The organism is Acinetobacter sp. S40 (assembly GCF_016624705.1).
Lineage (GTDB): Bacteria > Pseudomonadota > Gammaproteobacteria > Pseudomonadales > Moraxellaceae > Acinetobacter.
Window position 1 is genome coordinate 1 of the sequence record NZ_JACVTU010000021.1, and the last position, 12,278, is coordinate 12,278.

General features: G+C 38.2%; 13 protein-coding genes. 3 read left to right on the top strand and 10 right to left on the bottom strand.

Going from position 1 to position 12,278, the window contains the following annotated elements:
• Positions 1 to 110 precede the first annotated feature (110 nt).
• The 6 genes from IAE19_RS15545 to IAE19_RS15570 all read right to left on the bottom strand — a co-directional run bounded on the left by IAE19_RS15545 (position 111) and on the right by IAE19_RS15570 (position 6,327).
• Positions 111 to 1,022, bottom strand: a complete 912-nt coding sequence (locus tag IAE19_RS15545) for a hypothetical protein (RefSeq protein WP_200461823.1) — start codon at positions 1,020 to 1,022, stop codon at positions 111 to 113.
• Positions 1,023 to 1,063: 41 nt separating this feature from the next.
• Positions 1,064 to 2,209, bottom strand: coding sequence for a toxic anion resistance protein (locus tag IAE19_RS15550; RefSeq protein WP_200461824.1), 1,146 nt, complete (start codon positions 2,207 to 2,209; stop codon positions 1,064 to 1,066).
• Entirely contained in the window at positions 2,209 to 3,000 is a 792-nt protein-coding gene (locus IAE19_RS15555; RefSeq protein ID WP_200461825.1) for a tellurium resistance protein, read from the bottom strand. The genes IAE19_RS15550 and IAE19_RS15555 overlap by 1 nt, the downstream gene beginning before the upstream one ends.
• 135 nt (positions 3,001 to 3,135) lie before the next feature.
• Entirely contained in the window at positions 3,136 to 3,540 is a 405-nt protein-coding gene (gene rnk / locus IAE19_RS15560; protein WP_200461826.1) for a nucleoside diphosphate kinase regulator, read from the bottom strand.
• Positions 3,541 to 3,683: 143 nt separating this feature from the next.
• Positions 3,684 to 4,937 carry a serine hydroxymethyltransferase gene (gene glyA / locus IAE19_RS15565; RefSeq protein WP_200461827.1) on the bottom strand — a complete coding sequence of 418 codons (1,254 nt, stop codon included), beginning with the start codon at positions 4,935 to 4,937 and terminating at the stop codon, positions 3,684 to 3,686.
• Between the two features lie 154 nt (positions 4,938 to 5,091).
• Complete coding sequence (locus IAE19_RS15570) at positions 5,092 to 6,327, bottom strand: alpha/beta hydrolase (protein ID WP_200461828.1); 1,236 nt, start codon at positions 6,325 to 6,327, stop codon at positions 5,092 to 5,094.
• Positions 6,328 to 6,528: 201 nt separating this feature from the next.
• Here IAE19_RS15570 and IAE19_RS15575 point away from each other — a divergent pair, with 201 nt between their 5' ends.
• Both IAE19_RS15575 and IAE19_RS15580 read left to right on the top strand, forming a co-directional pair.
• Positions 6,529 to 7,218 carry a putative quorum-sensing-regulated virulence factor gene (locus tag IAE19_RS15575; protein WP_200461829.1) on the top strand — a complete coding sequence of 230 codons (690 nt, stop codon included), beginning with the start codon at positions 6,529 to 6,531 and terminating at the stop codon, positions 7,216 to 7,218.
• Between the two features lie 89 nt (positions 7,219 to 7,307).
• Positions 7,308 to 7,931: a hypothetical protein gene (locus IAE19_RS15580; protein ID WP_200461830.1), complete on the top strand. Its 624-nt coding sequence runs from the start codon at positions 7,308 to 7,310 to the stop codon at positions 7,929 to 7,931.
• Positions 7,932 to 8,311: 380 nt separating this feature from the next.
• On the opposite strand, the gene IAE19_RS15585 is transcribed toward IAE19_RS15580, so the two are convergent.
• From IAE19_RS15585 to IAE19_RS15595, 3 genes are all read right to left on the bottom strand, one after another.
• The gene (locus IAE19_RS15585; protein ID WP_200461831.1) at positions 8,312 to 9,652 is read right to left on the bottom strand and encodes an alpha/beta hydrolase family protein; all 1,341 of its coding nucleotides are present in this window, start codon (positions 9,650 to 9,652) and stop codon (positions 8,312 to 8,314) included.
• Positions 9,653 to 9,772: 120 nt separating this feature from the next.
• On the bottom strand, positions 9,773 to 10,654 hold the full coding sequence (gene ubiA, locus IAE19_RS15590; protein ID WP_200461832.1) for a 4-hydroxybenzoate octaprenyltransferase: 882 nt from the start codon (positions 10,652 to 10,654) through the stop codon (positions 9,773 to 9,775).
• Between the two features lie 3 nt (positions 10,655 to 10,657).
• Positions 10,658 to 11,161 carry a chorismate--pyruvate lyase family protein gene (locus tag IAE19_RS15595; RefSeq protein ID WP_200461833.1) on the bottom strand — a complete coding sequence of 168 codons (504 nt, stop codon included), beginning with the start codon at positions 11,159 to 11,161 and terminating at the stop codon, positions 10,658 to 10,660.
• 169 nt (positions 11,162 to 11,330) lie between these two features.
• Here IAE19_RS15595 and IAE19_RS15600 point away from each other — a divergent pair, with 169 nt between their 5' ends.
• Positions 11,331 to 11,546 (top strand): hypothetical protein, encoded by a 216-nt coding sequence (locus IAE19_RS15600; RefSeq protein WP_120369561.1) that lies wholly within the window; start codon positions 11,331 to 11,333, stop codon positions 11,544 to 11,546.
• 66 nt (positions 11,547 to 11,612) lie between these two features.
• Here the strand turns inward: IAE19_RS15600 and IAE19_RS15605 are convergent, their stop codons facing one another.
• Positions 11,613 to 12,275 (bottom strand): tRNA-(ms[2]io[6]A)-hydroxylase, encoded by a 663-nt coding sequence (locus tag IAE19_RS15605; RefSeq protein ID WP_200461834.1) that lies wholly within the window; start codon positions 12,273 to 12,275, stop codon positions 11,613 to 11,615.
• Positions 12,276 to 12,278: the final 3 nt, after the last annotated feature.

Below are 12,278 nucleotides of genomic sequence, written 5' to 3' on the forward strand. Positions count from 1 at the left end.
TCTCCAGAGGAGTAAATTCTTAACTTAATGAGGATGATACGGTAAAAGGTTACATAGAGGAAACAGTATGTTTTTATTAGTTCGATCGGTTTTACCGAACAAACCTATATTTAATCTTTTTGTTCAATTCTAGAGGCCCGATTTTTAAGATTCATAGCCAAAACATAAGTTATTATCGCGAGTAAAGCAGCCACTAGACTCAATCCCCAACATAATAACTGAACTATTTCAGAAAGTTGCTGAGCTTGATTCGCTTGTTTTTGAACACTTTGTGCTATTGGTGTTACAGCTTTTCCATAGATTTGCTGTTGCATTATCCAAAGCTGTTCTGGTTTAAAACCATATTCCATAAAATGAGGGTCTACTCGTTCCGAGCGAATCAAATTGGAGATATAAGGCAATGCTGCGTCTTTATCTACAGGTCGATGCAATAATGCAGTCTGTGCCAGAAGATAATCTTTTACTGGATTGGGCGCATCCGAATCTTTCAAATCATCGGCAATTTGGCTTTGTTGAATAGTCTTATCATAAGCAACCAAATCTTCGTAAGCCTTACTTTCATCGCTCTTGGCATCGTACTGCAAATAGGTTAAACCTGACCAAATCAGAATAAAGCCGATTAACCAAGCAACAAAACGCAAAATGAGTGAACGGAAGCGAACCTGAAAAAATTTAAATTTTTTTAAAATTCGAACAAAAATAAAAGCAGCAAAGAATGCCACAAAAAGCTTTAAAATCAGCCAGCCAAACCATGACAAGAGACTAGTAAAATAGTCAGGTTGCTGATGAATCAACAGTTCATTGCCTATTGCAACAGGAATATGTAATTGTTCAATTTGTTGACTGAGATCAAAAAAACTATAAACCAGCGTTTGCTGAGTAAATGACGCAGCTAAAGCAATCATAAAAATCACAGTTGCTGTCAGACTCAACAAGATTACCCGATGTTGGCGCGTCTTTAACTGGCTTAATCGGGAATCTATCGATTGAACATTCGCTGGATAATTTTCAACGGGTGACAATCTACTCTCCTCAGGCTTTGAATAGGTTAGCCTTCATGCTCTTACTTATTTGAAGAAGTATCATGACTCGACTCAATCACGAGCTGATTCAGATTTTCCTGAAGTAAACGTAATCTTGTTGCAGCCTCATCACGTTTTTGCATGCCTTCTTTTTGAATCTGAATAACATCATTCACTGTCTTAATGAGGGTATTTTGTACATGTTCAAGTGTTTCGATATCTATTACAGAGCGTTGATTGGCTTTCGCTGTATCAACCGAATTTTGATGCAACAAATCCGCATTACGACGTAGCAGATCATTAGTTGCATCATCTATACTCTTAGCCAATTGCACGCTGTTTTTTTGTTCCTGTAAGGAAATTGCCAAACTAATTTGGTTTTTCCATGCCGGTAAAGTAATATTTTTGATCGCATAAAATTTATCCACTAACATTAAATTATTGGACTGAATAATACGAATCATAGGTAAAGTTTGCATGGCTGATTGCTGAAGAACTTGCAAATCACTCACTCGTTTTTCCAGATTATTGGCCAGATGATTTAAATCATAAATTTGCTGTGTGCTTTGTTGATCTTGCTCTTTTTGACTCAGCTGTGAAATTTGTTGCTGAATTTCCTGCTGCTTGATCTTACCAGCAGCAACATGAATCCCCAGTTGTTTGTATTCATCTTGCACGGCATCAAACATATGATCCAACGTATTAACACGAGTTTTTAAACCTGTCTGAGAGCGTTCAATCTCTTTGACCAAAACATCGATTTGTTCTTTTGTGGTATTAAAATGTTGGTCAAAGTTCTGTTTCGCTCCTTTAATTTTATTGAACAATCCCCCTAAAATTGGAATTGATGATCCTTTAGACTTGTTTAAAATACTGGATGTATTTAGCTGCTGTGCAACTTGAACTACTTCATTTAATTTTTGGCCAGTCGTATCAAGATCTTTATTTTGAACCAGATTGAGTAACTCATCGGTATAGCTTGAAGTTTTGGTGGCAATGTCCTTACCATACTCTGAGACACTGCTAGGTGTCATGTCGGCTAGTGCCTGATGTGCATCCAGCACTTGAGCAAAATCCTCTGATTTCAGCCCTAATTCTTTTAAATTCAGACGCTCAAACTCGTATTTCTGCAATTCTGTTGATTGCTCGACTAATCCATTTTTATTGTCAGATTCAAGTTTTGACATCATTCCACCCTATTTTTCTCTAATGATTTTTTTAAAGTATTCATCAATTTTTCACGGCTAAGATCCAGTTTCTGCAGTTCAGTAACCGAATGCGTTTGCATGCTTTGCTTTAGATGATATTGCCATGCTGGAATTAACACTTGTTGCGCCTCTTTAAACCGATCAAGTAACGTAAAAGAAAGTTGTTGAGCCAACTGCATCTGTGTAATTGCAATATCATTACTCGCTTGTAAAGTTTGTAACGTGTTTATTTTTTTAGATAATCTTTCCGCAAAATTATCCAGTGGGTGTTGTTGTTTGATAAAGGCAGGATATTCGATTAAGAATTCTTGTGCCGCCACAATGTATTTTGCCATTTGTTCACGGAGACCCAATACCTGTTGGACACGCGCCTGTGACTTTTGAATCTCAACCTGTAAACGCTGGCTCAAAAAGCTAGCCTCATTAATTAAACGTTCCAGTTCATTTAAATAATGAAGCTGCCCATGATCATATTCAATATCAATGCCTAACCATTTTTGCAGCCCATTAAACTTACGTTTTTTTAGCACCTTATTTGATTGTGCCAACTTCTCAATTAATTGAGAAATGATCTGACTCAGTTGGTGATTCAGTTTAGGATCAACGCCATTTAACAAAACAGATTGAGACTGAATAAGTTGATCCGCATAATGATTGAGCTGATACTGATCTTCCAGTATAGGCACTAGATCATTACGTTTAATTGCCAATAGTGCTTTTGGATCAATCTCAATCTGATCCAGCGGAATCAATGAATTAAACTGAGTCATAATCAACCAATAGTTTTTCTCAACTCATCATATGCACAAATTACTTGGGTGCAAAGTCTATTTTTATATCAACATGATGATTTTATGTTAAATCTTAATGTTCTAATCAGCTCAAATCACTTGAAAAATACTAAATTACAGATATTTTCCTTCACGTTCAGGCTGATAAATGACTTTTTCAATTTTAATCTTCATTAATTGGCCATCAGGCTGCGGCCATTCAATCGTTTGCCCTTCCGTAAGCCCTAAGATCGCAGCCCCTATAGGAGCCAAGATATTGACCTGACTCTTATCGCCTGTAAAATCATGCGGATAAACCAGCGTAACTTCAACTGACTGAGTAGATGGCGCAATGGTAATACTCACTCTTGAGTTCATACTCACCACATTGGCTGGGACTTGATCAGGATCGACCACGTCTGCCCGCGCTAGTTCATTTTCTAAATGTTGCATCGTTGCGGTTTCAGTATTTTGATGTTCAAGCATCGTTTCCAGACGGTGTAGGTCCTGAGACGAAATAATAATATTGGGCTGTTTCATTTATAAATTCCTTAAATTTATAGATTTTCCAAAATAAATCACGTAAATATAATCTTATCGTTATATCAGAATTTAGTTCTGATTTTTAAATATTCACGTATAAAAAAAGCTCCCTTGAGGGAGCTTCTTCTCAAGTAAATAACTTAGTTAGCATATACAGGGAATTTTGCACAGACTGCTTCAACTTTGGCTTTCACATCAGCGATTACGTTTTCATCACCTTTGCTATCCAATACATCAGCAATCCAGCCAGCCAAATCACGTACTTCAGCTTCACCAAAACCGCGAGTTGTTACTGCTGGTGTACCAATACGAATACCAGAAGTCACAAATGGAGAACGTGGATCGTTTGGAACCGCATTTTTATTTACAGTGATATTAGCATTACCTAACCATGCATCAGCATCTTTACCCGTAATGTCTTGTTTAATTAAAGACAATAAGAATAAATGATTATCTGTACCACCAGAAACGATATCGTAACCGCGGCCACTCAATACTTCTGCCATCGCTTGGGCATTTTTGACCACTTGTTGCTGGTAAGTTTTGTACTCAGGCGCCATCGCTTCTTTAAAACATACTGCTTTGGCCGCAATTGCATGAACTAGTGGGCCACCCTGATTGCCAGGGAATACAGCAGATTGAAGTTTTTTCTCGATTTCTTCATTTGCCTTAGCAAGAATCAAACCAGAACGTGGGCCACGAAGTGTTTTATGAGTAGTGGTGGTAGTAACATCAGCAATTTGAACTGGGCTTGGGTATACACCCGCAGCAACCAAACCAGCTACATGAGCCATATCAACAAACAAATAAGCACCGACTTTATCTGCAATATCACGGAAACGTTGCCAATCAACAACACGACTGTAGGCAGAAAAACCAGCCACGATCATACGTGGTTTATGTTCTAAAGCTAAACGCTCAACTTCTTCATAATCAATTTCGCCAGTTTCTGGGTTTAAACCGTATTGAATGGCATTGTAGGTTTTACCAGAGAAGTTCACTTTAGCACCATGTGTCAAGTGACCACCATGTGCAAGACTCATCCCTAATACGGTATCGCCAGCATTTAATAAAGCTAAATATACCGCTGAGTTTGCTTGTGAACCGGCATGGGGTTGAACATTAGCATAATCAGCACCAAAAAGTTCTTTAGCACGGTCAATCGCCAATTGTTCAATCACATCTACATATTCGCAACCGCCATAATAGCGTTTGCCTGGATAACCTTCTGCATATTTATTAGTCAGTTTTGATCCTTGCGCTTCCATCACCGCAGGAGAGCAATAGTTTTCAGATGCAATTAGCTCAATATGTGCTTCTTGGCGCGCATCTTCAGCGTCAATTGCTTTGGCTAATTCTGGATCAAATTCAGAAAGAGAAATGTTGGCAAACATTAGCGAGGGTCCTATGAATTAGGGCTTTTAAGCCGTGCTAAGATTGGGCGCTATTGTAGCATGAACTTTAAGATTAAGCAGAATGAACTTTACTCAGTTTTAAATAAAAATGGCTCATGTTAGTTATATGAGCCACGCATCATAAAAATAATGATTATTTGGACAGCATCGTCCCCACGTCTTGCACAATATTACCAATATTTAATGTATAAGCAGTACCATGATCCCATTTCACTGTACTACTGTCATCTGTATTGTATTGAATAACCGTTCCTTTTTCTTGGGCGGAACCAACCAATGTGTTAGTGGCTATTCGTGGTACAGTGGTGTCATAGCTTCCCTGATAAATCGTCACCGGCGTCGTTACTTTCACAGTTAAAGGCTGACCATCCTTACTAGTAAAATTTTTCACAGTGGGAATATTAAGGAAATTATCCTGAGTACGCCCATAACCATTTAAGCTTCCAGTTGATTGAGCATATAAGGTCATATTAAGTCCAAATGCATTAGCAATATCGCCTGAACATTCAGTCTCTGCATATTTTTCAGCAATCTGCGCTGTCGGGTCTTTAAACACCTGAGTATATTTAAAATCTGGATTTGGGTTGCGCAATCCTGCGGTAATTAATGCAGTAAAGGTATCGAGACTTGCATATACAGGAATCTGTGTAGTCGCAGGTTGATTTGCTACTGAGGCTTCACCTAAAGTTAAAATTAGATCAAGGTTAGATGCAGGCGCTACAGCAACGGTCCCCTTATAATCCAGTTTGGCACGGGATGCATATTGGGCAGCGCCTAATGCCGCTTGCCCCCCTTGTGAATGTCCTACGGTGACCCATTTATTATTTACTTTACTACCCAAATAATTGCGTGCAGCAACAACCGCATCAGTGATTGAAAAAGCTTCACTTTTTACATTTAAAAATGGATGCAATTCCTGCCCGCTAGGTTCTCCCAAACCTTCATAATCAGGGGCTACTACCACATAACCTTTCGCCAATAACTGGGCAATCATACCTTTAATATCAGTATCCATTGCGGTTCGACTGGGTGCGCATTTATCAGCAACGCCTGTTGTGCCATGAGCCCAAGCAACAATAGGCCAGCCGCCGACTGGTGGAGCTCCTTTAGGTGTGAAAATTAATGCTGTTGCTTGAACTTCGCTATTATTAATGCCCAACATTTTATAAGTCATGACCAGACTTTCACCTGCAATTGCACTCATGTCGGTTATGCTATAACTATCCGTACGAACAACTGGGTTTTGAATATTATTTTCTGGAATATCTGAGGGAGGATTAAAAACATCATCCCAGTCATTATCATCATTACAGGCTGATAAAAATATACTTAAACTAAGAGTACAGACTGTGAGCAACGTCTTTTTCATTTTTCTTATCCTTTTGAAGGTATTCAACATTCTTGTTGTTTTGCATGGCAATGCAATTTATAAATTATGCCCTTTTTAACAATAGAAACAAGACAGTTATACAAAGTGAAACATAACATTCATGAATACAATTGAATCTTTTCACAATTTATCAGGAATGCTACATTTAACTTTTGATGTAGTACCGAGATTATTCATTTAATGACTGCAATTATTCTGGACACCGAAACCCATACTCTCAATGGTTTACCTATCGAAATTGCTTATGCACCTATAGACGTTCATGCGGGTAAATTAAGTCTGGATAAAACTCAGCTATTTGACCAACTCTATCAGGTCAATCAGCCGATTTCCTATGCAGCAATGGCTGTACACCATATTCTTGAGTCCGATCTTGTCGATCAACCTTTATATACCTCTTTTGTCTTACCTGCTGATACCACTTATATTATTGGACATAATGTCGATTATGATATGAATGCGATTGCCCGATGTGGTGTAGAAACACAAGATATTAAGGCAATTTGTACCTTAGCTCTTGCACGAAAAGTTTGGCCACAAGCAGATGCGCATAATATCTCTGCTTTAATTTATCTCATCTCGCGAGGTAGTGACAAAGCGAGGGAACTACTTAAAGGCGCGCATCGTGCTGATGCAGACATTATTTTAACTGCCAATATCCTGATGCATATTGTTCATCATCTTAATATTAATGATATTGAAGAGCTTTATCAGGCTTCGGAACAGGCACGTATTCCCACTAAAATTAACTTTGGTAAACACAAGGGCACCTTGATTTCCGATTTACCCCATGATTATATAAATTGGCTATTGCGTCAGGAAGAACTTGACCCCTACCTCAAAAAAGCGTTAGAGAAGACCGCAATCTAAAACTAATTTTTTGATTTATAAGTTATTTCATATTAATGTAATTTTCTCGTTTTATGGTATTCCCAATTTATAAAATGGATAAATTGGGGATGTCTCATTATTATAAAACTGCGCAAGGACATACGGCTCTCGAAAACCGTCAGTTAAACCTAAATGTCAGACAGCGCCGATTACTCCTTTTAATTGGTACTGAGGATTTTAATAAGTTAAGTGATCAATTCAGAGAAAAAATAGCATCGCCTGAATTATTATATCAACTTGAAGAGATGGGACTGATTCAGTTCGATACACAGGCAACATCTTTATCATCGCTAACGACCGAGTTCAATGATGAATCGTCAGAGAGGTCTGATGCCATACAATCTGATGTAACTCCTGATGAAACATCCTTAATGGCTCAAATTAATTCAAGCCAAGAATACCCAATCAATATTGATACTATCCAAAACGTGCAACCACAACTAGAACCTTTATCCGTTATGGCATTTGATGAAGTAAAAACATTAATGGCAGAAACATTATCTAGTTATTGTGGACTATTGGCACGACAACTTTTAGAACAAATTAAGAGTGCCTCGAATATTAAACAACTTAAAATCTGTCAAATGCAATGGATCACTCATTTACAGGAAACTCGTATTCCACCACAACAGCTTAATCAGCAATTACAACAGGTGAATTTTGCCTTACAACATCTTCAACTCAACCCATAAAACCAATTAATTCATCGGTTAAATCGAAAAATAAAAAAATATACCGATCTTTTAAAACTCTGCCTGTTATATGCGGGATGACTGTATCGTTCAACATTTTGCGGTAATTACGACTAAAGACTTAACTCTTTTTCTCTAATCCAAAGTATTATAGATACATATAGTAAATATGATATATTTCTCTACGTTATATCAGTTTAGCCCTTTAGCTCACTTCGGTGGGCTTTTTTTATGCGATTTTAAAAGATTTAAACAAAAATTTGATGTTCATTTAGTCTCTTTAACAAGTTTAAGCTTATAAAATAAAAGAGTAACTGTGTTTCACAGCTACTCTTCTTGTAATCAAGCTTGCATATAAAATTTCTTAATATCAGCCTATTTTATAACCCCACCCCTGTACAATGAGGACTCATACTTGCATCAATAGCCGCCGTATCAAGTGTTATGCCTGTTTTTGCGGGCATTTTAGCCTGAATAAAATTGTAGACTTGTAGATTACGACAGACAATCGCCTGAGTATGCGTTGCATTCAGAACAGGATCAAGTACAACATCGGGTGAACCCAACGTGTCTTTCAAATTGGAAACCAATGCCTGCGTTACAGGATATGGAACGTTAGTATCTGCTGTACCTTGAACGATGTAAACGGGTTTATCTATACGTTTAGTGCCAGGTTGATTCGCCGTCAAAAAGGTTTGAACCGTTTGATTGGTTTTAAAATTATTGGTATCCAGACCAGGATAATCCATGACTTTTTTGTCAGGATTATCCGTCATGAATTTAATAATATCGGTTTTAAACTTTTCAATCAGACTTAAACTTGCAACATCGTTATCTAAGCAAAGTCCATTTTCGCCCGTCGTTCCCTCGGCAAACTCAGCCAAAGGTTTTGCTCTTTCCTGAAAAATATCTCGATAATTAAATTGTGTGTCGTATGCTTTGATACCAACGCCTGTAAGCGCAGCATAGGCAAGCAAAGTCGCATAAGAATCGACCGACACACGATTGGCTAACGGGACATTGGCAGTTATTTCTTTCTTCTCTATATCAGCCAATGCCGCCGGCGCTACCTCTAAAATGATTTTACCCAAACTCGATGCTGGCGCTCCTGCAACCGCACCTAAATATGATGCATCGTTATTTGCATATTCAGCAGTACCTAAGGAAGCTTGCCCTCCTTGCGACTGACCGACAGACATCCATGTTCCATTGAGCTGACTACCATAATGATCCTTGGCTGCCTTAACTGCTGCAATTGCAGATTTAGCCTCACTTCCTAAATTAAGATACGGATGAATTCCTGGTGTTCCTAACCCTTCATAATCAGGTGCAATAACGACATAACCTGCTGCTAAAAGAGTGTCTGCCAAAATTTTAAATCGTGGATTGATGGTAGTATTGCTCGGTGCACAGCTATCACCCACTCCAACCGTGCCATGTTCCCAAACGACAACGCGATAACCATCAGCAGGCTGAGTAATTTTTGGAAACATCACCATTGCCGTCGCCTTGGCAGTTTTGCCCAGAACATTGACCATGTTATACGTCATTACTTTAACAGATGCAGCGCCTGTAACCTGATCCTTGTTATAAGTCGTCTCTGAAATATAGGTTTGTTCTGGATTGACTCCAATATAGTCATCATTACTATCATTACACGCACTTAAGAATAATGTCGTAGCTGAAAATGCCAATGCTAAGGCAATTTTTGACCGTTTCATAAAATATCCTTTTTATGTTTTTTAAGTTTTAGTTTGCATACTCTGCTATGCAAGATTATTTATGCACAAAAAAAGTGCTCTGCATAGAACACTTTTTAACTGGATGGTCAAAATTATATTTTAAAATAGATAAGCCAGAAAAATACCCAAAAATAGAATCACGCCTACCCAACGATTATGCCGAAATGCCCAGAAGCATAACTGAGGATCACGAGTTTTGGTTTTTGACCATTGATAAATATAATCAGCAGCAACCAATAATAAAGCGACCAGCCCCCATGGATACAAAATATCGGCAAGGTATAAAGATGTACCAATTAACACAAGACTTAAAAACTGTAGGAGCGAAATGATTTCAATATCATATTTACCAAAAAGAATCGCAGTGGATTTCACACCAATTTTTAAATCATATTCACGATCTGTAATCGCATATTGTGTATCAAAGGCAACTGTCCAACATAAATTTCCAAAATAAAGTAACCAACATGTCCAATCTAGTGGCTTACCCAATGCCGTAAATGACATCGGAATCCCCCATGAAAATGCCATACCCAATACCACTTGGGGTAAGTGGGTGTAACGTTTCATAAAGGGATAAACAAACGCTAAGCCTAGAGCACCAAAAGCACAATAAAAAGTTGCAATTGGCAAAAAAAACAGCATACACGCACTGGCTGCGACCAAAATTAAAAACACGGCTATCGCTTCTTTGGGCCGAATAATACCTGTAGCCAGTGGTCTGGTTTTAGTTCGCTCAACATGACCATCTACTTCGCGATCAGCAAAATCATTAATAGCACAGCCTGCTGCGCGCATAAAAATCGTACCAAACACAAACGCGAAGAGAATATGTAATGGAGGAATCCCTTCAGCCGCAATCCATAATGCCCACATGGTTGGCCAGAAAACCAGCTCAGTCCCAATTGGTTTATCAAAACGACATAAATAATAATAGGCTTCTAAACGTTGTCGCCAAGTGATGGATTGCACTGCTGCCATGGCTTACCCCTGCTCAATTTGCTTCTGGATAAAGTTTTCAAATGTTGTGAGAAATGTTTCTTGGACAATAAATTTACAACCATGCCACACATAACAACTTTGTCGAGTCCAACCATCCTCCAGATAAATTACTCGACGTTCACAGGCTGGGTTTGTGCGCTGAAATAAAAATTTGCCAATGGGTTTTGTACCAATATGCTGAAAGATTCTGGCTTTTTTTTGTAGGCTTAAAATCGGAAATATACTTTTTGCTTTAACCCAAGGCTGGGTCTCGCAGCCATACAGTAAACTTTCACGCACCCATGCTGTATGCGCATGCGGCATTTTCATCCATTTACTATCAATAAAACTGAGACGCTGAAAATGTTCTTTAGTCGGTTCAACTTGAAATTGACCCGAAGCTAAATCTGTCAATTGTTGAGTTAGCGAGCCTGATGCATACAACCATTTCTTTAATTCAGGAGTTAAAATTTTTTCCTGCTTAAGTCTGGATTGTAGGGTTTGCATAACACACTCACTTTGATCAGAACGCATAGTTTAACCGAATTTTTGTCTCGATAATGCGGCGATTTTCAGCAACATTCTTTTATTCATAAATTTGTAATAAATTTCACCATTTGAGAAAAAATTAATATATTATATAGGGCATTTATCGCAGGCATAGTTTAAGACCATTATGATGAATGACAAATTCAGATTTATTTTGCTTTATGGTGGAATATTCTGGGGCTGTGGTTTTACTATTTTAATGTTGCTTTATCGCTATTTCTTTTTGAATCAACCAAGCCTACCCATTACTGCTTTTGGTGTTTATTTTAGTATTTGCTTTATCGCAGGACTAGTATGGGGAAGTTTAGTACATCATGATATTCAAAAGAAAATAGTCAGCTAATTACTGTTCAAAAAAGTGTAAAAGCCAGTTTTTAAACTGGCTTTTGTGTGGTTGGATTATGAAAAATCAGACAGATGCAGCTAGTTTAGCGGGCACACCACTATGAAAACGAAATACATCATCCGTTGACAAAATTAAGTTTTTTTCAACGTCCCGAATATGTGCAATTCGCTGCTGAATATCTTCTTCTGGATGTTTCATCTTAGCCGTAGTTGCAACTTCCATTGCCAAAGCCAGATAGTCTTCAAAATGGCGGGACTCTGATTTCAGCAAATAACGATAGTAACTCCCAAGTTCATCATCCACTAAAGGTGCCAATGCATAAAAACGCTCGCAGGAACGAGCTTCTACAAATGCCCCGACAATCATGACATCAATCAATGCTTCAGGTTCATACGTTCGGATCTCTTTACGTAAGCCACCTGCGTAACGTCCTGCACTAACTGCTTTCCATTCCTGTCCACGTTTTTTCATAAACTCAAGCACTTGCTCGTAATGCAGCATTTCCTCACGAACTAATTGCGCTAGTTTCACCTGCAAATCAGTAAAAAAACTGTAACGGAACATCAGGTTCATGGCCGTTCCTGCTGCTTTTTTTTCACAATTTGCATGGTCTTGCATCAACAAATCAAGATGATTTATGGCTTCATCTAACCACGCTTGAGGAGTTCTACAACCTAAAAATACAATGACAGGCTGCATTAATTCATCATAGTTGGGATTTGACATTTA